This is a genomic window from Chromatiales bacterium 21-64-14 (genome assembly GCA_002255365.1).
Lineage (GTDB): Bacteria > Pseudomonadota > Gammaproteobacteria > 21-64-14 > 21-64-14 > 21-64-14.
The window spans coordinates 19,894-39,031 of sequence record NCBI01000011.1 but is presented as its reverse complement, the minus strand read 5'-3'; the positions used below and the strand labels follow the sequence as shown (position 1 = coordinate 39,031).

At 60.2% G+C, this 19,138-nt stretch carries 18 protein-coding genes and 1 tRNA gene; all 19 read left to right on the top strand.

Features of this window, described 5'->3' with window-relative positions; translation table 11 throughout:
* Window positions 1-19 precede the first annotated feature (19 nt).
* The 19 genes from B7Z66_07435 to B7Z66_07345 all read left to right on the top strand — a co-directional run bounded on the left by B7Z66_07435 (window position 20) and on the right by B7Z66_07345 (window position 19,138).
* Complete coding sequence (locus tag B7Z66_07435) at window positions 20-439, top strand: preprotein translocase subunit SecG (GenBank protein OYV76752.1); 420 nt, start codon at window positions 20-22, stop codon at window positions 437-439.
* Window positions 440-496: 57 nt separating this feature from the next.
* Window positions 497-581 (top strand) — tRNA-Leu (locus tag B7Z66_07430).
* Window positions 582-806: 225 nt separating this feature from the next.
* Window positions 807-1,163: an NADH-quinone oxidoreductase subunit A gene (locus B7Z66_07425; protein OYV76751.1), complete on the top strand. Its 357-nt coding sequence runs from the start codon at window positions 807-809 to the stop codon at window positions 1,161-1,163.
* Entirely contained in the window at window positions 1,154-1,645 is a 492-nt protein-coding gene (locus B7Z66_07420; GenBank protein OYV76750.1) for an NADH-quinone oxidoreductase subunit B, read from the top strand. Before B7Z66_07425 ends, B7Z66_07420 begins: the two co-directional genes overlap by 10 nt.
* A gap of 12 nt (window positions 1,646-1,657) precedes the next feature.
* Window positions 1,658-2,386, top strand: a complete 729-nt coding sequence (locus B7Z66_07415; protein OYV76749.1) for an NADH-quinone oxidoreductase subunit C — start codon at window positions 1,658-1,660, stop codon at window positions 2,384-2,386.
* A 67-nt stretch (window positions 2,387-2,453) separates the two neighbouring features.
* Entirely contained in the window at window positions 2,454-3,707 is a 1,254-nt protein-coding gene (locus B7Z66_07410) for an NADH-quinone oxidoreductase subunit D (GenBank protein ID OYV76748.1), read from the top strand.
* A gap of 37 nt (window positions 3,708-3,744) precedes the next feature.
* Window positions 3,745-4,254, top strand: coding sequence for an NADH-quinone oxidoreductase subunit E (locus B7Z66_07405; protein ID OYV76747.1), 510 nt, complete (start codon window positions 3,745-3,747; stop codon window positions 4,252-4,254).
* Between the two features lie 4 nt (window positions 4,255-4,258).
* Entirely contained in the window at window positions 4,259-5,563 is a 1,305-nt protein-coding gene (locus tag B7Z66_07400; protein OYV76746.1) for an NADH-quinone oxidoreductase subunit F, read from the top strand.
* Entirely contained in the window at window positions 5,560-7,959 is a 2,400-nt protein-coding gene (locus B7Z66_07395) for an NADH-quinone oxidoreductase subunit G (protein OYV76745.1), read from the top strand. The genes B7Z66_07400 and B7Z66_07395 overlap by 4 nt, the downstream gene beginning before the upstream one ends.
* Window positions 7,960-8,019: 60 nt before the next feature.
* Window positions 8,020-9,075: an NADH-quinone oxidoreductase subunit H gene (locus B7Z66_07390; GenBank protein ID OYV76744.1), complete on the top strand. Its 1,056-nt coding sequence runs from the start codon at window positions 8,020-8,022 to the stop codon at window positions 9,073-9,075.
* A gap of 11 nt (window positions 9,076-9,086) precedes the next feature.
* Window positions 9,087-9,575 (top strand): NADH-quinone oxidoreductase subunit I, encoded by a 489-nt coding sequence (locus tag B7Z66_07385; GenBank protein ID OYV76743.1) that lies wholly within the window; start codon window positions 9,087-9,089, stop codon window positions 9,573-9,575.
* 66 nt (window positions 9,576-9,641) lie between these two features.
* Window positions 9,642-10,244 carry an NADH:ubiquinone oxidoreductase subunit J gene (locus tag B7Z66_07380; GenBank protein OYV76742.1) on the top strand — a complete coding sequence of 201 codons (603 nt, stop codon included), beginning with the start codon at window positions 9,642-9,644 and terminating at the stop codon, window positions 10,242-10,244.
* A gap of 95 nt (window positions 10,245-10,339) precedes the next feature.
* Window positions 10,340-10,645, top strand: coding sequence for an NADH-quinone oxidoreductase subunit K (locus B7Z66_07375; protein OYV76741.1), 306 nt, complete (start codon window positions 10,340-10,342; stop codon window positions 10,643-10,645).
* Between the two features lie 27 nt (window positions 10,646-10,672).
* Window positions 10,673-12,625 carry an NADH-quinone oxidoreductase subunit L gene (locus B7Z66_07370; protein OYV76740.1) on the top strand — a complete coding sequence of 651 codons (1,953 nt, stop codon included), beginning with the start codon at window positions 10,673-10,675 and terminating at the stop codon, window positions 12,623-12,625.
* A 19-nt stretch (window positions 12,626-12,644) separates the two neighbouring features.
* Window positions 12,645-14,159, top strand: a complete 1,515-nt coding sequence (locus B7Z66_07365; protein OYV76739.1) for an NADH-quinone oxidoreductase subunit M — start codon at window positions 12,645-12,647, stop codon at window positions 14,157-14,159.
* 118 nt (window positions 14,160-14,277) lie between these two features.
* Window positions 14,278-15,717 carry an NADH-quinone oxidoreductase subunit N gene (locus tag B7Z66_07360; GenBank protein ID OYV76738.1) on the top strand — a complete coding sequence of 480 codons (1,440 nt, stop codon included), beginning with the start codon at window positions 14,278-14,280 and terminating at the stop codon, window positions 15,715-15,717.
* Window positions 15,718-16,113: 396 nt separating this feature from the next.
* Window positions 16,114-17,037 carry a hypothetical protein gene (locus tag B7Z66_07355; GenBank protein ID OYV76737.1) on the top strand — a complete coding sequence of 308 codons (924 nt, stop codon included), beginning with the start codon at window positions 16,114-16,116 and terminating at the stop codon, window positions 17,035-17,037.
* 452 nt (window positions 17,038-17,489) lie between these two features.
* Window positions 17,490-17,876: a hypothetical protein gene (locus B7Z66_07350; protein OYV76736.1), complete on the top strand. Its 387-nt coding sequence runs from the start codon at window positions 17,490-17,492 to the stop codon at window positions 17,874-17,876.
* Entirely contained in the window at window positions 17,873-19,138 is a 1,266-nt protein-coding gene (locus B7Z66_07345) for an N-glycosyltransferase (protein OYV76735.1), read from the top strand. Before B7Z66_07350 ends, B7Z66_07345 begins: the two co-directional genes overlap by 4 nt.

Sequence of the window (19,138 nt, the reverse complement as noted above, 5' to 3'; positions counted from 1 at the left end):
TGAGTGTTGGTCGTAGCATATGCATGCCATATTGCTGGTGATCCATATACTGCTGGTGTGCGCCATGGTCGGGTTGATCATGCTGCAGCACGGCAAAGGCGCAGACGCTGGCGCGGCGTTCGGTGCGGGGGCTTCGGGAACCGTGTTCGGGGCGCGCGGCTCGTCGTCATTCTTGTCCCGGACGACGGCGATCCTTGCCACCCTGTTTTTCATTACGAGCCTCGCCCTGGCATACCTCTCGGGCCAGCAGATCGCGCCGAAGAGCGTCGCGGAGCAAAACCTGCCCGCGCCGGTGCTGCCCCAGCCGGAGAAGCCTGCCGGCGCTCAGAGCAGCGGGGGCGCGCCGTCGGACCTCCCCTCGGCGCCGGCCTCCACCGTTCCGGCCCAGGGTAGCGGCAAGCCGGGCGACCTGCCGGCGGTTCCAAAGACGCCGCAGTAGGCGGCAAGGGTCGAGGATGGGCGAGGGTTTGAAGCCCGGTGGGACCGGGCGCGTATCGCCGATGTGGTGGAACTGGTAGACACGCCGTCTTGAGGGGGCGGTGGCGCAAGCCGTGCCGGTTCGACTCCGGCCATCGGCACCAACTCGTGGGTTACGGACGCATCCAGGATTTGGTGTTTTTATACGTGGCTAAAAACGATTCATCTGTTTGATTATAATATAATTTCTGGGGATCCCGCAGCTTGACACCGGTTCCGCATCTGGCCTAGACTCGAATAGATGCGCGGGGCGGGGATCGGTAGCGTACCCGGACGAGTGTTCAAACCAACCGCCCGTGTTGGTGCGCAGCCCTGCCGGGAGAGGGAGCATGCTGGAGAATTATCTACCGATTCTGATTTTCATCGCGATCGGCCTCCTGGTCGGCACCATCGCGATTACCGCCGGTTTTATCCTCGGCCCTCGCAAGCCTGATTCCGCCAAGTTGTCCGCGTACGAGTGCGGCTTCGAGGCCTTCGAAGACTCCCGCATGAAGTTCGATGTTCGCTACTATCTGGTGGCGATTCTGTTCATCATCTTCGATCTTGAAATCGCGTTTCTGTTCCCCTGGGCCATCGTTTTGCACCGAATCGGCCTGTTCGGGTTCATGGCCATGGCCATGTTCCTGGGCATCCTGGTGATCGGGTTCATCTACGAATGGAAGAAGGGGGCCCTGGAATGGGAGTAGCGGAGAGTGTGCTGCCGGCACTGCAGGACCGCGGGTGGGCGATCACTTCCGTGGACAAACTGGTGAATTGGGCACGCACCGGGTCCATGTGGCCCATGACCTTCGGCCTTGCGTGCTGCGCCGTAGAGATGATGCACGCCGCGGCGGCGCGCTATGACATGGATCGTTTCGGCATGGTATTCCGACCCAGTCCCCGCCAATCGGACGTGATGATCGTCGCCGGGACTCTGGTCAATAAGATGGCGCCCGCATTGCGCAAGGTCTACGACCAGATGGCCGATCCGAAATGGGTGATCTCCATGGGCTCCTGCGCCAACGGCGGGGGTTATTACCATTATTCCTATTCGGTGGTGCGAGGCTGCGACCGCATCGTGCCCGTGGACATCTACGTTCCCGGTTGTCCACCCACTGCCGAGGCGCTGCTATACGGTGTTCTGCAGTTGCAGAACAAGATCCGGCGCACTAACACGATCGCCCGCTGACGGACCGGCGCCATGGCGGAATCCATCGAGTCACTGGCAGGACGGCTCCAGCAACGCTTTGGCGACATGCTGGAGCGCTCCGAAACGGCCCACGGCGAGGTGACCATCGAGGTCTCCAGCGACCGGCTCGTGGAGCTGTGCACGGCGTTGCGTGACGAGGCGGATTTCGCGTTCCAACAGCTGATTGATCTGTGCGGCGTGGACTACGCGGAGTACGGCGAGGCCGAGTGGATTTCCGAAGGTGCTACCAGCCAGGGGTTCAGCCGCGGGGTCTTGGGGCACGACGCGGAGATTGAGGAGGCCCGGCGCCCGGAGCGCGCGCGCTACGCGGTGGTTTACCATTTGCTTTCCGTTTTACACAATGTGCGCCTGCGTGTCCGCACCTACGCCGTCGATGAGGCGTTTCCCGTAGTCGGCTCGGTCACGGGTGTCTGGAACAGTGCGAACTGGTATGAACGGGAGGCCTTCGACTTGTTCGGTATTATCTTCGAGGGGCACCCTGATCTGCGCCGGATCCTCACCGACTACGGTTTCGTCGGCCATCCGTTCCGCAAGGATTTTCCGCTCAGCGGAACAGTCGAGGTACGTTACGATCCGGAGAAAAAACGGGTGGTGTACGAGCCCGTCAGTATCGAACCTCGGGTATTAGTGCCGCGGGTGATCCGGCATGATCATCGCTACGAGGTACGCAAGCTCGAGACCGGAGGCGCAGCGCCGGACCCGAAGATCCCGGCGCGATAGTGTACCGGCGGCACGCGCAGGCTTGGGCCGGCGTGATGCGTTTCAACTGATCGAAAGCGGAATTGTGATGCCTGAGATCCGGAACTTTACGATGAACTTCGGGCCGCAGCACCCGGCGGCCCACGGGGTGCTGCGGCTGGTGCTGGAAATGGACGGGGAAGTCATCCAGCGCGCCGATCCCCATATCGGCTTGTTGCATCGCGCCACCGAAAAGCTCGCGGAAAGCAAGCCGTACAACCAAAGCATCGGCTATATGGACCGGCTCGACTATGTGTCCATGATGTGCAACGAGCATGCCTACGTGCTCGCCATGGAAAAACTCATGGGGATAGAAGCGCCGATTCGAGCGCAGTATATCCGGGTGATGTTCGACGAGATCACGCGCATATTGAATCATCTCCTCTGGCTCGGAACCCACGCGCTGGATATCGGGGCGATGACGGTGTTTCTGTATTGCTTTCGCGAGCGCGAGGATCTGCTGGACTGTTATGAAGCCGTCTCGGGCGCCCGCATGCACGCGACTTATTACCGGCCGGGCGGTGTCTACCGGGACCTGCCGGCGCACATGCCCCAATACAAATCGTCCAAGTGGCATGGAGAGCGGGACGTGCGCAGGCGCAACCGTGCCCGGGAAGGGTCGTTGCTGGACTTCGTCGAGGACTTCACCGAGCGGCTCCCCGGATATGTGGACGAATACGAGGCCTTGCTCACAGACAATCGCATCTGGAAGCAACGCACCGTGGGTATCGGGGTGGTGTCCCCGGAACGGGCTTTGCAGCTGGGGTTTACCGGGCCCATGCTGCGCGGCTCAGGCGTGGAATGGGACCTGCGGAAAAAGCAGCCCTATGAGGTCTATGACCGCCTGAATTTCGATATCCCAGTGGGCACGAATGGGGATTGCTACGATCGCTACCTGGTCCGGATCGAGGAGTTCCGCCAGTCCAACCAGATCATCCGGCAATGCGTCGATTGGCTGCGTAAAAATCCCGGTCCGGTGGTGGTTCCGGACTACAAAATCACACCCCCATCCCGTGAGGAAATGAAGGCCGACATGGAGGCCCTCATCCACCATTTCAAGCTGTTCACGGAGGGGTTCTGCATTCCGGAAGGGGAGGCCTATGCGGCGGTGGAGCACCCCAAGGGGGAGTTCGGCATCTACCTGATCTCCGATGGAGCCAATAAGCCCTACCGCCTGAAGATCCGGGCGCCGGGTTTCGCGCATTTGGCGGCGTTGGACGAAATGGGCCGCGGACATATGCTGGCGGACGTGGTTGCGCTGATCGGCACCCAGGATATCGTGTTCGGGGAGATTGACCGATGATGGCCGTGCACAGACTGGGACCGGGAGGGTTGTTCTGATGGCCGACCGCGGCCGGGAATCGATGATTGAGTGCCTAAGCGCCAGTTCGCGGGCGGAGATCGATCATTGGATCGCCAAGTATCCCGAGGATCGCAAGCAGTCCGCAGTGCTGTCGGCACTTACTATTGCCCAGGCACAGAACGATGGATGGCTGACGCCGGAGTTGATGGACGCGGTAGCCGAGTACCTGGGGATGCCGCGGGTCTCGGTCTACGAGGTGGCCACTTTCTATTCGATGTTGTACACCAAGCCGATCGGGCGCCACAAAATCGCGATTTGCAACAATATATCGTGCATGCTCTGTGGCGCCGAGGAGATCATCCGGCATGTCGAGCAACGCCTCGGTATCCGGCTCGGTGAGACTACCCCGGATGGGAATATCACCCTGAAGGTCGAGGAGGAATGCTTGGCGGCTTGTGCGGGGGCACCGATGATGGCCGTCGACGGCCATTACCACGAGCATCTGACACCCGCGAAGGTGGATGCCATCCTGGACAGTTTGGAGTAACAAGATGGAGGCGCAGATCTGTTTCGCAACCTTGCGGTTCGATGAACCATGGACGATGGAAACCTATCGCAAGGTCGGTGGCTACCAGGCGTGGGAAAAAATCCTAAAAGAGAAGACGCCGCCGGAAACGATCATCGAAATGGTGAAGAAATCCGCGTTGCGCGGGCGCGGAGGCGCTGGCTTTCCGACCGGGCTCAAGTGGAGCTTCATGCCGCGGAACGCCCCGGTGCAGAAGTACATCGTCTGCAATTCGGACGAAAGCGAGCCGGGCACCTGCAAGGATCGCGATATCCTGCGTTTCAATCCCCACGCCGTGATCGAAGGCATGGCCATCGGCGCCTACGCTATGGGTGCGACGGTCGGTTACAATTATCTGCGTGGAGAGTTTCATCATGAGCCCTTCGAGCGCTTCGAGGCGGCTCTGAAGGAGGCTCGTGCTGCCGGACTGATCGGACGCGATATCCTCGGTTCCGGAGTGGATTTCGAATTGCATACCCACCTGGGTGCCGGCGCCTATATTTGTGGTGAGGAGACCGCGTTGCTGGAATCCCTGGAGGGCAAGAAGGGCCTGCCTCGGTTCAAGCCGCCGTTTCCCGCCAACTATGGTCTCTATGGTCGACCCACTACGATCAACAATACCGAGACTCTCGCCTCGGTCCCATCGATCATCCGCAATGGACCCGAGTGGTTTCTAGGTCTTGGGCGTCCCAACAACGGCGGGGTCAAGGTGTTTTCGGTCTCCGGTCACGTCAACCGACCCGGGAACTACGAGGTTCCGCTGGGCATGCCTTTCAAGGACCTGCTGGCGCTGGCGGGTGGTGTGCGTCATGGGCATGTGCTCAAAGCGCTGATCCCCGGCGGCTCGTCCATGAAGATCCTGCCGGCGCATGTCGCCATGGAACTCGACATGGACTACGACTCCTTGCAGAAAGCGGGTTCTGGGTTGGGTTCCGGCGGCGTGATCGTGATGGATGACAGTACCTGCATGGTGCGGGCTCTGATGCGAATCTCGCGGTTCTACTACGCGGAATCCTGCGGCCAGTGCACGCCGTGTCGGGAGGGTTGCGGCTGGTTGTATCGGGTATTGACCCGAATCGAGAACGGCCAGGGGCGGCCCGAAGATCTGAACTTGTTGACCAGCGCCGCCGGACAGATCGAGGGCCACACCATCTGTGCCTTCGGTGACGCCGCTGCTTGGCCGGTGCAGAGTTTCGTACGCCACTTCCGGGCGGAGTTCGAGCATCACATCGAGCACAAGTGTTGTCTGGTGGGCTCCGACGGTGCCGCCCGGACCGGAGCGGCGGCATGAACGCGACGCCTGATCCTCAGCATGACCTGATCACCGTAGAGATCGACGGGACGCCGTACCGGGTGCGCAAGGGCCAAATGATTATCCAGGTGGCAGACGCGGCGGGGGTCGTGATCCCGCGTTTCTGTTACCACAAGAAGATGCCGGTGGCCGCCAATTGCCGGATGTGCCTGGTGGAGGTTGAGAAGGTTCCAAAGCCGGTCCCGGCGTGCGCCACGCCGGTGGCGGAGGGCATGCGGGTCTTTACCCGCTCGGTACGTGCGTTGTCCGCGCAAAAGGCGGTCATGGAGTTCTTGCTGATTAACCATCCCCTGGATTGTCCGATCTGCGACCAGGGGGGGGAGTGCGAGTTGCAGGACCTCGCACTCGGGTTCGGCGGCAGCATCTCCCGGTTCTCCGAGGGTAAGCGGGTGGTTGCGGACCACGACCTTGGTCCGTTGATCGCCACCGATATGACCCGCTGCATCCACTGTACCCGTTGCATCCGGTTCCTGGATGTTATCGCCGGGCAGAAGGAGCTCGGCGGCATCGGCCGCGGCGAACATATGCGCATCGACACCTATATCGAACGTGGTATCCGTTCTGAAATGTCCGGTAACGTGATCGACGTTTGCCCGGTCGGCGCCCTGACGTCCAAGCCGTTCCGCTTTACCGCGCGCGCCTGGGAGTTGCGGCAGTTTCCGGGCGTGGCGCCGCATGACTCGATCGGTTCAAACATTGCGGTGCATACGCGCGGCGGGCGGGTCATGCGCGTGGTGCCGAGGGAAAACGAGGCGATCAACGAAGTGTGGTTGTCGGACCGCGACCGGTTCAGTTACCAGGGTCTCTACGGGGCCGACCGTCTCGATGGCCCAATGATCCGGCGTGGTGAGCGTTGGGAACCGGCGGATTGGGACGTGGCGTTGGAGCGGGTTCGCGATGGGCTCCATGGCATCGTGGAGCGCGAAGGGCCCGAGCAGCTCGGCGCACTGGTGTCGCCCACGGCGACGTTGGAAGAGCTGTATCTGCTCAATCGGTTGGTACGCGGGCTCGGCAGCCATAACATCGACCATCGGCTGCGCCAGGCGGACTTCCGTGATCAGGATCTGGCTCCGCCGTTTCCTTGGCTGGGCCAGTCCATCGAGGATCTGGAGAGTCTTGACGCCGCGCTGTTGATCGGCTCGAACGTGCGCCACGAACAACCGATCGCGGCGCACCGGCTGCGCAAGGCGGCGTTGGGCGGTGCGCGGGTGATGGTTATCAACCCCATCGATTTCGAGTTCCACTTCCCGGTGACCGAGACCGTTGTGACGGATCCCGCCGGTATGGTCCGGGCCGTGGCCGGCTTGGCGAAGGCCCTGGCGCAGGAGACCCGGACCGCGGTGCCCGCGCGGGTCGAGGCGTGTCTCCAGGGGGTGGTCCCGGATGTCGCGGCGAAGTCGATGGCCCGGGTGCTGAAGGAGACGCGCAGGGGGGCGGTCCTGTTGGGCAATCTGGCCATCGCCCACCCGGACTTGGCCCTGCTGCGTGCCCTTGCCGGACTGATCGCCGAGGCGTGCGGTGCGCCCCTGGGCTATCTGCCGGAGGCCGCCAACAGCGCCGGCGCCTGGTTGGCGGGAGCGGTCCCGCACCGGAATGCGGGCGCTATACCGGTAGACGTTGCGGGGCTACACGTCGCAGCCATGATGGAGGCGCCACGCAAGGCGCTGCTGTTGTTCAACGTGGAACCGGAGTTCGATTGCCATGACGCCGCGCGGGCCCATGACGCAGCGCGCGCTGCGGAGTTCACCGTGGTGCTGAGTCCCTACGGCAGCGAGGCGATGAAGGCCTACGCAGATGTAATGCTCCCGATTGCACCGTTCACGGAAACCTCCGGGACCTACGTGAATGTCGAAGGCCGGTGGCAGAGTTTCCAGGGGGCATCCGCCCCGCAGGGCGCATCACGTCCAGGGTGGAAGGTATTACGGGTGCTGGGTAATTTGCTCGATCTCCGCGATTATGACTATGGAAGCTCGGAGCAGGTGCGGGACGAACTGCGCCGGTGCTGCGGTGAGCTGCGCCCAGACAATCACATCCATGGTGGCGCGGCCCTGAGTCTGACGACGCCGGTGGGCGGCTTGACCCGTATCGGGGATGTGCCGATCTACAATCTGGACCCCTTGGTGCGGCGCGCGGCGGCGCTGCAAAAGACCGACTACGCCTCCGACGCCGTGGCTCGGGTTCATCCGGGCATGATCCAACGCCTGGGCTTGACCGAAGGGCGTAACGTCTCGGTATCGCAAGGCGAGTACCGTGCGATCGTGCCGGTGCAAGGCGACACACGTGTCCCCGACGGCTGCGTCTGGTTGCCGGCAGCGCTTGCGGGCACCGTGGGCTTGGGCCCCGCGATCGGACCCATCGTGGTGGAACCGACCTGATGATGATGAGCGCCAGTACCCAGTGTTGCGTGCATACCACCGGAGGGGTTTCTGCGCGTCATGATTGAGAGCCTGCAGACTGTCTGGAGCGCGCTGCCCGGAGACATCCGTATCCCGGCGCTTATTGTCGCCAAGATCGTCGTGATTCTGGTGCCGCTGTTGCTGTCGGTCGCTTATCTGACGTTTGCTGAGCGTAAGATCATCGGCTACATGCAAGCGCGGATCGGGCCGCAGCGGGTAGGTCCGCGTGGCTGGCTGCAACCGATTGCAGACGCACTAAAACTCCTGCTCAAGGAGATCATCGTACCGGCAAATGCCAACCGGTTCCTGTTCCTGCTTGCACCGGTACTGAGCATCGGCCCGGCATTGGCAGCGTGGTCGGTGATCCCCTTTGGCAACGGGATGGTGTTGGCCAATGTCGATGCAGGGCTGCTGTTCGTTCTGGCCCTGACCTCCATGGGTGTCTATGGAATCATCATCGCCGGTTGGGCCTCCAACTCGAAGTATGCGTTTCTCGGCGCTATGCGGTCGGCGGCCCAGATGGTGGCCTATGAGATCGCGATGGGGTTCGCCTTAGTAGGTGTCCTGATGGCGGGCGGAAGTCTGAATCTGAACAAGATCATTCTGGCGCAGCAGGGGGGGGTGGGGCACTGGTTTTGGCTCCCGCTGCTCCCGCTGTTTTTGATTTACTTCATCTCGGGTGTGGCGGAAACAAATCGAGCGCCGTTCGATGTGGCGGAGGGGGAATCGGAGATCGTCGCGGGTTTCCATGTGGAGTATTCCGGGATGGCCTTCGCCGTATTCTTCCTGGCCGAATATGCCAACATGATCCTCATTTCGGCGCTGGCCCCTGTGCTCTTCCTTGGCGGCTGGTTGTCCCCGTTCGAGGGGACGGCGTTGCAGAGCCATGTGATCTGGGTGCCAGGACTGGTGTGGTTGTTGATGAAGACCGCCTTTTTCCTGTTCCTGTTTCTTTGGTTCCGCGCTACCTTTCCCCGTTACCGCTATGATCAGATCATGCGCCTCGGCTGGAAGGTCTTTATTCCCATTACCATCGTTTGGCTGTTCGTGGAAGGCGCTGCGATCTTGTTGCACGTCAGACCCTGGTTTGCTTGAGGGCACGGAAGATGCGCGCGATCCGGAATTACGTAAAGAGTCTGTTTCTGTGGGAACTATTCGTCGGGCTTCGGGTGACCGGCCGGTATCTGTTCGCCAGGAAGATTACCTTAATGTATCCGGAAGAGAAGACCCCTCAGTCACCACGGTTCCGAGGACTGCATGCATTGCGCCGGTATCCGAATGGCGAGGAGCGTTGTATCGCCTGCAAGCTGTGCGAAGCCGTATGTCCGGCACTCGCGATCACGATTGAATCAGAGCCACGCGCCGACGGGACGCGCCGTACCACGCGCTATGACATCGATCTGTTTAAGTGTATATTTTGTGGCTTCTGCGAAGAATCCTGCCCAGTGGATTCGATTGTGGAGACCCGGATTTTTGAATACCACTACGAGAATCGCGGCGAGCAGATCCTGACCAAGGATAAGCTGTTGGAGATCGGGGATCGTTACGAGGCGCAGATCGCCGCGGATCGCGCTGCGGATGCTTGCTACCGTTAAACGTATGCATAAGGCCCTCAAGGGCCGGGCGCACTGCCATTCAGCAGCACAGGAAACCGGTCGAGAATGAGTTTCGATCAAGTTTTGTTCTACTTCTTCGCGATTGTGCTCGTCATCGCCGGCTTGCGCGTAATCACCGTGCGCAACCCGGTGCATGCCGCGCTGTTTCTGGTCCTGGCGTTCTTTTCCAGTGCCGCCCTATGGCTGTTGCTGGACGCCGAATTCCTGGCACTCGTGTTGGTGCTGGTGTACGTCGGGGCAGTGATGGTGTTGTTCCTGTTTGTCGTGATGATGCTGGACATCAATATCGCGGTGCTGCGCGATGGTTTTATCCGGAATCTGCCGGTCGGGATATTTGTGTCCCTGCTCATCGTAGCGGAGATGAGCATGGTTCTGGTGCGGGCGTTTTCCGCCCCCAGCGGCACGGCCGTGGTGCATCATGGAGCGGATTTCAGCAATACGCGCATGCTTGGCGATGTGCTGTATACGCACTACGTCTATCCCTTTGAGATTGCCGCCGTGATCCTGCTGGTGGCTATCATCGCCGCAATCACGCTGACTCTGCGCAAACGGCCGGGAACGCGGCATCAGGACCCAGCCCGGCAGGTTCAGGTGCGCCGCAAGGATCGGGTCAGGTTGGTGAAGATGGCGTCGGAAAAGAAGGGGTGACGGGGCATGGGGCGGAGAGATTCCTATGGTGCCGAAATGCTCACGGGACGCCCCGGCGCGCCCATCGGTCGCGCGCTACATAGGACCGTGGATTTATGATCAATCTGTTGGAATATCTGATTTTGGGTGCGATCCTGTTTTGCATGGGGGTTGCCGGGATTTTTCTTAACCGGAAAAACGTGATCGTCTTGCTGATGTCCATAGAACTCATGTTGTTGGCCGTGAACATGAATTTCATCGCCTTCTCGCATTTCAACAACAATATTGCGGGCCAGATATTCGTGTTTTTCATATTGACCGTCGCCGCGGCGGAATCCGCCATCGGACTTGCGATACTGGTGGTGCTGTTCCGGAACCGGGGTTCGATCAACGTAGAGGATATCAACTCCCTTAAGGGTTGATGCAAGGATCTCTGGGCCGCTCTCCGCATGGAAAATGTCTATCTCGCAATCGTGCTGGGTCCACTGGTAGGGGCTCTGGTTACGGGGATCTTCGGGCCCCGGATCGGGCGTGCGCCGTCCCACTTGATCACTATCGCCGGGGTTGGGATGTCCTTCGTCCTGTCCCTTGTCGTTCTGAAACATCTGGTCATCGATGGTGCGCCGCCCTTCGATGGGCCGGTTTATACTTGGCTGGTGTCCGACGGGCTGCGCGTTGACATCGGTTTTTTGGTGGACCGGCTCAGTGCACTGATGATCACCGTGGTGACCTTCGTATCCCTGATGGTTCATATCTACAGCATCGGGTATATGCGCGACGATCCGGGGTACACCCGTTTTTTCAGCTACATTGCATTGTTTACCTTCGCGATGCTGATGCTGGTCATGGCCAACAATTTCCTGCAGCTGTTTTTCGGCTGGGAAGGGGTCGGCTTGGTATCCTATCTCCTGATCGGCTTCTGGTACGATCGGGAGTCGGCCATCTTTGCCAGTCTCAAGGCCTTTCTGATAAATCGCGTAGGTGATCTAGCGTTTATACTCGGTATTGCGTTGGTGCTGTTGTACTTCAATACCCTGAATTATGCCCCGATCTTCCGGGTGGCGCCGCTGGTAGCCGATCTCAATATGCAGATCATCCCGGGGATGGACTGGTCGGTAGTGACCGTTATTTGCCTGCTGCTGTTCGTCGGTGCCATGGCCAAGTCCGCCCAGGTCCCGCTGCACGTCTGGTTACCGGACTCCATGGAAGGCCCGACGCCGATCTCGGCCCTGATCCACGCGGCTACCATGGTGACGGCCGGGATTTTCATGGTCGCGCGCCTTTCACCGTTATTCGAGCTGTCCGATACAGCCCTGAGCGTCATCCTGGTCGTGGGTGGCACCACCGCGTTTTTTATGGGCCTGGTCGGTATCGTGCAGAACGATATCAAACGGGTGATCGCCTACTCGACGATTTCGCAGCTTGGATACATGACCGTCGCTTTGGGCGCGTCGGCCTATGCTGCTGCGATTTTCCATCTCATGACCCACGCATTCTTCAAGGCACTGCTCTTTCTCGGTGCCGGATCCGTCATTATTGCCATGCATCACGAACAGGACATGCGCAAGATGGGTGGCCTGCGCAAATACATGCCAGTGACCTATTGGACCTTTTTAGTCGGTGCGTTGGCCCTGTGCGGTATTCCTCCGTTCTCGGGTTTCTTCTCAAAAGACTCCATCATCGACGCGGTGCATGCCTCCCATCTTCCCGGCGCGCAATTCGCTTATTACTGCGTGTTGGGTGGGGTTTTGGTGACGGCCTTGTATACCTTCCGCATGTTCTTCCTGGTATTCCATGGGAAAGAACGCATGGATGAACACACTCGTGAACATCTACGGGAGTCGCCTGCCGTAGTCACCTTTCCGCTGATCATGCTCGCGATACCATCCGCGGTAGTGGGCTATTTCACGGTGGGGACCATACTGTTCGGAAATTTCTTCGGGAGCTCGATCCAAGTGTTGCCAGCCCACGACGTGTTGGCGCACATGGGAGCGGAATTCACGGGACCTGCTGCCATGATGGCGCATGCCCGTCACAGTGTGGCCCTCTGGCTGGCACTGGGGGGCATTTTCCTGACGTGGGTGATCTACCTCCTCCGGCCAACGCTGGCTGGCACGTTGCGACGGGTGTTTTTCCCCCTCTACTACGTATTGGAGCATAAGTATTGGTTCGATGATCTGAACGAACAGATCCTCGCGCCCGGTGCCCGCTTAATCGGGCGGCTGTTGTGGCGCATTGGCGACTTACGGTTGATTGATGGGCTGATGGTCAACGGGAGCGCCTGGCTGGTAGGCCGCTGGGCAGCTGTCTTCCGGCGCATTCAATCGGGCTATCTCTATCACTATGCTTTTACCATGCTCATCGGCCTTTTGCTGTTCCTGAGCTGGTTCGTGGTTCGCTGAAGGGGAAGGAAACCGATTGATGCACGGCCACTGGCCTTTGCTGAGCATGGCAATCTGGACGCCCATCGTCGGTGGGGCGCTGGTCCTGCTTTCCGGCGACAAGGCGCCGGATGGCGCGCGGCGTATCGCACTTCTATTTGCCGTGGTTACGTTTCTGATCACCATTCCGCTGTATACCGGCTTCGATATTTCGACCGCCAGTATGCAGTTCCAGGAGCACCGTCCGTGGATTCCCACGTTCCACATCTTCTATTTCCTGGGGGTGGACGGCATCTCCATGCCGCTGATCCTGCTCACGGCCTTCATGACCGTCTTGGTCATCATCGCCAGCTGGACCTCCATCCAGCAGAAGGTGGCCCAGTACATGGCCGCTTTCCTGATCATGGAAGGCCTGATGATAGGGGTTTTTTCCGCGCTGGATGCGATCCTGTTCTACGTGTTCTGGGAGGGGATGCTGATCCCCATGTTCCTGATCATCGGGATCTGGGGTGGCCCGCGCCGTGTCTACGCTACGATCAAGTTTTTTCTGTATACGTTTCTCGGGTCGGTACTGATGCTGGTAGCCCTGATTTATCTGGGTTTCCAGGCCCACAGCTTTTCGATATTGGACTTCCAAGCCCTCCGGCTCACGCTCGATGAGCAGGTGCTTATTTTTATCGCCTTCCTGTTGGCGTTCGCGGTCAAGGTGCCCATGTGGCCGGTACATACCTGGCTGCCGGATGCCCATGTGGAAGCGCCTACCGGGGGTTCCGTGATCCTGGCGGCCGTCATGCTGAAGATCGGCGCCTATGGTTTTTTGCGCTTTAGTCTTCCGATCGCCCCGGACGCGAGTCAGGAACTCGGCTGGCTGATCATCACGATGTCGCTTATCGCGGTCGTTTATATCAGTCTGGTGGCGTTGGTCCAGGATGATATGAAGAAGCTGATCGCCTATTCATCCATCGCCCATATGGGTTTCGTGACCCTGGCCTTCTTTATCCCGTTCACCATTGAGGCGAACAGTGGATCGACGCAGGGCGCCGCCATGGGCATCGAAGGTGGCTTGGTGCAGATGATCTCGCATGGGTTCATCTCCGGGGCACTGTTCCTCAGCGTGGGTGTCCTCTACGATCGGATGCACACGCACAAGATCGCCGAATATGGCGGCGTCGTGAACCGGATGCCGGTCTTCGCAGCGTTAGCGGTACTTTTCGCGATGGCCAACTCCGGGCTCCCCGGGACTTCGGGGTTCGTCGGGGAATTCATGGTGATACTCAGCAGTATGAAGGCGAATTTCTGGTACGCGTTCCTGCTGGCGACGTCCCTGGTAACGGGGGCCGCCTATACCCTGTGGCTGGTAAAACGGGTCATCTTCGGCGCGGTGGCCAACGATCGGGTGGCGGTCCTGGATGACCTGAATGCGCGTGAATTCCTGGTTCTGGGCTTGCTCGCGGTGGCGGTGCTCGTGCTCGGGGTCTGGCCGGCACCGTTGGTGGATGTCATGCATGTGTCGGTGCAGAACCTGTTGAGTCACATCATGGTGTCGAAGCTGTGACCAGCCTATATCAGAAGCGCTTTGGGGTCTGCCGTACGGGGTGGTTCCCGCAGCTCCGGATTGATGTGGACGGGCCCGGCACTGCATGTGCCGGGCGCCGGGCGCTACGGACGGAAATATGAACCTCGAAATGCCCAATCTCATGTTGGTCGCCCCGGAGCTGTTTGTGCTCGGGATGGCCTGTCTGGTTCTGGTGGTGGATCTGTTCCTGACGGACGCCCAACGCGGATTCACCTATCTCCTCTCGCAAGTGACCCTGCTTGGCGCATTTCTTTTGACGTTGTGGATCCACTCCGGCGTGGCGCGGCATACCTTTGGGGGCTCTTTTGTCAGCGACGACATGAGTCAGTTGCTTAAACTTGTTGTCTATGTCTTGACCAGTGCGGTGTTCGTGTATTCCCGTGATTATCTGCGGGATCGGGACCTGTTCAAGGGTGAGTATTTCGTGCTGGGGCTTTTCGGCATGCTGGGCATGATGATCATTATCTCCGCCCATAGTCTCTTGACCGTCTATCTCGGGCTCGAACTGTTCTCCCTGTCGCTGTATGCGATGGTAGCTTTCGACCGGGATTCGATCCGGGCATCCGAGGCCGCCATGAAATATTTTGTGCTGAGCGCGCTGGCGTCGGGTACGCTGCTTTACGGCTTGTCGCTCCTGTATGGGGTCACCGGTACCCTGGACATGACCCAGGTGGCGACACTCGCGGCCCATCCCGCCAGCGACCATCGAGTGTTGCTGCTCGCCCTGGCGTTTGTCTTGGTGGGGGTTGCGTTCAAATTTGGCGCCGCTCCCTTCCATATGTGGATTCCGGATGTCTACCAGGGGGCGCCCACCAGCGTGACCCTATACCTGAGCGTGGCTCCGAAGGTCGCCGCCTTCGCCATGGCGGTTCGTCTGCTGGTGGATACCCTGGGGCCGCTGCAGGCCAGTTGGGGCCCTATGCTGATGGTGTTGGCGGTCCTATCGCTGGCCGTTGGTAACGTGATCGCCATCGCGCAGACCAATATCAAGAGGATGCTGGCCTATTCCACGATCGCTCACATGGGCTTCCTGCTGCTTGGGTTGCTGGCGGGGACCCAAGGCGGTTATTCGGCCGCCCTGTTCTACGCCGTGGTGTATGCCCTGATGTCCCTGGGGGCCTTCGGGGTAGTGATCCTGTTGAGCCGCGCCGGTTTCGAAGCGGAAGAGCTGGACGATTTCAAGGGCCTGAACCAGCGCAGCCCCTGGTTCGCGTTCATGATGTTGATCGTGATGTTTTCCATGGCCGGCGTACCGCCCACCGCGGGTTTCTATGCCAAGCTGGCGGTATTGCGGGCGGTGGTCGACGTGCACCAGAGCTGGCTAGCGATAGTGGCGGTCCTGTTCTCGCTCATCGGTGCGTTCTACTACCTTCGGGTAGTGAAGCTGATGTATTTCGATGCCGCGGAGGAGAATGCCCAGCCACTGGGCAGCGGTCTCGAGATGCGTTTGGTGCTGAGCGCCAACGGCCTGCTTCTCCTCGCGCTGGGTATCTACCCGAGCGTCTTGCTGGCGCTGTGTGGGGTCACCATCGGCTGAGGCATCTGCCTCCCGGCGGGTGTGCCTGCCGGACCCGTTGCCGTCCTCGACTCTCCGTAGTCTTTCGACTGGGCCTCGATCACCGGGTTGCATGGCAGCCTGTGGATGCGCGTTTCTGTCCGGATCTCCCCGGTATATATGTCCTTAAAATAACTACGGAACAGTAAGTTAAATGAACTTTATGCGAAAATATCTGTCCCTGCCGGGAAGTTGACATTTGGTGACTCGGGTCCAATACTGTGACGCGCCGCACAGACGGGACGAGCGCGCCGGTGGCCTCTGGGCCGCGGATCGAGCACATCACCACGCGCGTATCGATATCGAGGGCAAGGCCTGCGGGCCGTGCCCCGGGACTGGGTCAATCGTGTATGGGCGGCCGGTGTAGCACCGGGGCCCATGCGTAGGCGGGGTCGGCCGCCGAAAAATGACAAGAGGAGTAAATTAGTCATGAATCATCCTGTTCGCAACCGAGTGCGCCATGCGGCGTTCTTCGGGCTTATGGCTTTTGTCGGTATTTCCGGAGCTCTAGCGGTCACGGCCACCGCCGATGCCGCGAGCATTACGCTGACGCCGTTTGGTACCGTGGGCGGTAGTGCGGGAATCAACGAACATTGGGTGCAGGTCACGTCTACCTGGCAGGGGCCGAGCTATAATTCGAGCGGCGCGTCAGCGACGGCCCTGGATGGCATCTCCTCGCTGGCGGATGCCAGCGCCGCTTTGAGCTTGCCGGCCAGTAACTCAAATGTGTTGGCGACCTTCGATGGAGTCCAGCCGGGCCCAATCAACTATGCCAATACGGCCTTCAACACCGATCCCTATTCCCAGCCGGCCTACGGTACCGGCACGCTGCCGCCGTTGTTCAACGCCAGCACCCCATCTGCCCAGCAGATCAATTATGCGGGACACTTCTGGGGCTTCCTGAACGTGCCCACGTCGGGTCTGTATAACTTTGGTGTGCTCGCTGATGACGGGTTCACCTTTACCCTGACCGGCGCGAATGGGAACTTTGAAACCATGGGGCTGGACGGTCTAAACACGCGTACTTACACCTACTTCGGTACCAATCTCAATCTGTCCGGCGGGCTATACCGGTATGATCTGATCGGGTATAACCGGCTGCAGAACGGCGTAGTGCGTCTGCTGCAGGGGTCCGGGACCGGGGCTTGGAATCCGACCACCATCTCCGCGGGGAACTTCTATACCTCGATTGCGCCGGTTCCTCTTCCGCCGAGTGTTTGGCTGCTGGGGTCCGGGTTGATCGGGCTTGCCGCCGTTGGTCGGCGCCGCCACCCAGGGCAGCGGCCGAATCGTCGGGATTGACCGGGCCGTGGGGTCGGGGGCGGATCCGCCAGGACCGCGTTCTGGGGTCCTGGGGCGGCTTTGGACGGCAGACATCTGAGCCTTCCAGGACCGTGCCGGACTAAGGCCCGGGATCGGGCTCGGGAGCGGTATCCGGCGGCCGGTCTCGGGACCGGCTGCTACCCGGGGCCGCCGTCGGATTGCCCCCGACCCTTCCGGACTGTACAACGCCACGCCACTGGCGGATCATGAAGCCCTTCGAAATTGATCAGCAAGAATAACAACGGGTCGTCCATGAACCCGAGAACCGTTGCGGTACCGCCTCCTGCGGAAGTGGTTACGGTCGGCGCGTGCGCCGGATGGGGTTGTTTCGCCTCGCAGCGCCGACGCAGCGGGTTTGAGACTACCGCCGGATGTGGAGGTGGTTCAGCGCAGCAGGGACCCTCCGTGACCTTGCCATTAGGAAGATTCCCATGATCCGCGCACCGTTGCGCCCAGCGTGGCGCCGCCTGTGGCACGTGCTGTTGGTGATGCTGGGTTGGGTGATCTATTTTGGGTTCTGGTGGAAAGTGTTGCGTGGACCCACGGACGTGGGTCCTTTGTTCGTGGTAATTCCGTTTATCATCGTGATGGTTCCCGCTATAACTCTATATTGGATTCTGCACAACCTGCGGTTATACCGTGCGCGTGACGCGCGCCGCGGCTCTTCCATCGTCGCCGATCACTACGAGCGGGATTGGCACGGCCGGCGCGTCGTCGCCGACTGGGACGAGGTGCATCGGGCACGGGAAGTCGTGATCCGCTCCGAAGAGGGGATCAAACGCTATCGCGTGCGCGTGGATGGGGGTGCGGGATCATGACCGGCATCGTTCCGGTTCTGGAGGCGATCCAGCGCAACGACGTCTACCTGGTCGCGCTGGTCTTCTTCGCTGTATATCCGATTTTGACCAGCGTCGTCTGGATGACGACCTCGTTCTTTTTCTGGTTCCGCCGCGAGAAGGACAGCCCAGCGCTTGCGGCGCTGGAATCCGCGCCCCTGGTTTCGGTGCTGATTGCGGCTCACGACGAGGAACAGGTCATCGGCCGCGCCCTGGACGCGGCGTGCGCGCTGGATTACCCATCCTTCGAGGTGGTGGTGGTAGATGATGGTTCCACGGACCGTACGGCGTCCATCGTCGGGCAATATGTTCAGCAGGGCAGAGTGCGCCTGATCCGCAAGCAACAGAACGAAGGTAAGGCGATGGCGCTGAACGACGCCCTGCCGTGCCTGAATGGCGAGATTGTGTTGATCATGGATGCGGATGCAGAGCCTCAGCCTGAGGTACTGCGTTATATGGTGCCGCACTTCTCGAGTTCCCGAGTGGGCGCCGTGACCGGAAATCCGCGCGTGTACAATGTTGGTTCGCTGCTGTGCCGCCTGCAACTCATCGAGTTCACTTCCATCGTGAGCCTGCTGCGTCGCTCGCAGCGGGTGTGGGGCCGTATTCTTACGGTGTCAGGCGTGGTGACGGCGTTTCGCAAGTCGGCGTTATTGGACGTGGATGGCTTTAGCCCCGATATGCCCACCGAGGACATCGAACTGACCTGGAAGCTTCAGAAGCGCTTCTGGGACGTACGCTACGAGCCCAATGCGGTGTTGCTCATGCGGGTGCCGTCTACCCTTCGTGGCTTGGTCCACCAACGTCTGCGGTGGGCGCGTGGGCTCATGCAGGTAATGCGCCGGCATCACGACGTGATGACCCATTGGCGGTTCCGGCGTCTGTGGCCGGTGTTTGTGGAAGCGGCGTTGTCCACGTTGTGGGCGGTATGTTTCGTCATTCTCACCATCCTTTGGATCGTCTCCTACAGTGTCGGCTACCCCCCGGTGGGCGCGCATCCGATCCCGAATCTCTGGGGTATGCTGATCGCCACCTTTGCGCTGGCCCAGCTGTTGGTCGGATCGCTGATGGATCGGCGCTATGACCCGGAAACCCTGAAATACTATCCCTACGCGGTGTTCTACCCGATCATCTACTGGATGATTATGTCGCTGACCACGGTCATTGCGTTACCGGCCCTGTTCCGTAAACCCGTGCGCGGATCGATACGCTGGACCACCAAGCGGGAAGTGGAAAAGGAGTAG

Bases quoted from the DNA above. Each gene is read 5' to 3' on its own strand.
- B7Z66_07435 (OYV76752.1), top strand. From the start codon at position 20: ATGCATGCCATATTGCTGGTGATCCATATACTGCTGGTGTGCGCCATG.
- B7Z66_07425 (OYV76751.1), top strand. From the start codon at position 807: ATGCTGGAGAATTATCTACCGATTCTGATTTTCATCGCGATCGGCCTC.
- B7Z66_07420 (OYV76750.1), top strand. From the start codon at position 1,154: ATGGGAGTAGCGGAGAGTGTGCTGCCGGCACTGCAGGACCGCGGGTGG.
- B7Z66_07415 (OYV76749.1), top strand. From the start codon at position 1,658: ATGGCGGAATCCATCGAGTCACTGGCAGGACGGCTCCAGCAACGCTTT.
- B7Z66_07410 (OYV76748.1), top strand. From the start codon at position 2,454: ATGCCTGAGATCCGGAACTTTACGATGAACTTCGGGCCGCAGCACCCG.
- B7Z66_07405 (OYV76747.1), top strand. From the start codon at position 3,745: ATGGCCGACCGCGGCCGGGAATCGATGATTGAGTGCCTAAGCGCCAGT.
- B7Z66_07400 (OYV76746.1), top strand. From the start codon at position 4,259: ATGGAGGCGCAGATCTGTTTCGCAACCTTGCGGTTCGATGAACCATGG.
- B7Z66_07395 (OYV76745.1), top strand. From the start codon at position 5,560: ATGAACGCGACGCCTGATCCTCAGCATGACCTGATCACCGTAGAGATC.
- B7Z66_07390 (OYV76744.1), top strand. From the start codon at position 8,020: ATGATTGAGAGCCTGCAGACTGTCTGGAGCGCGCTGCCCGGAGACATC.
- B7Z66_07385 (OYV76743.1), top strand. From the start codon at position 9,087: ATGCGCGCGATCCGGAATTACGTAAAGAGTCTGTTTCTGTGGGAACTA.
- B7Z66_07380 (OYV76742.1), top strand. From the start codon at position 9,642: ATGAGTTTCGATCAAGTTTTGTTCTACTTCTTCGCGATTGTGCTCGTC.
- B7Z66_07375 (OYV76741.1), top strand. From the start codon at position 10,340: ATGATCAATCTGTTGGAATATCTGATTTTGGGTGCGATCCTGTTTTGC.
- B7Z66_07370 (OYV76740.1), top strand. From the start codon at position 10,673: ATGGAAAATGTCTATCTCGCAATCGTGCTGGGTCCACTGGTAGGGGCT.
- B7Z66_07365 (OYV76739.1), top strand. From the start codon at position 12,645: ATGCACGGCCACTGGCCTTTGCTGAGCATGGCAATCTGGACGCCCATC.
- B7Z66_07360 (OYV76738.1), top strand. From the start codon at position 14,278: ATGAACCTCGAAATGCCCAATCTCATGTTGGTCGCCCCGGAGCTGTTT.
- B7Z66_07355 (OYV76737.1), top strand. From the start codon at position 16,114: ATGCGTAGGCGGGGTCGGCCGCCGAAAAATGACAAGAGGAGTAAATTA.
- B7Z66_07350 (OYV76736.1), top strand. From the start codon at position 17,490: ATGATCCGCGCACCGTTGCGCCCAGCGTGGCGCCGCCTGTGGCACGTG.
- B7Z66_07345 (OYV76735.1), top strand. From the start codon at position 17,873: ATGACCGGCATCGTTCCGGTTCTGGAGGCGATCCAGCGCAACGACGTC.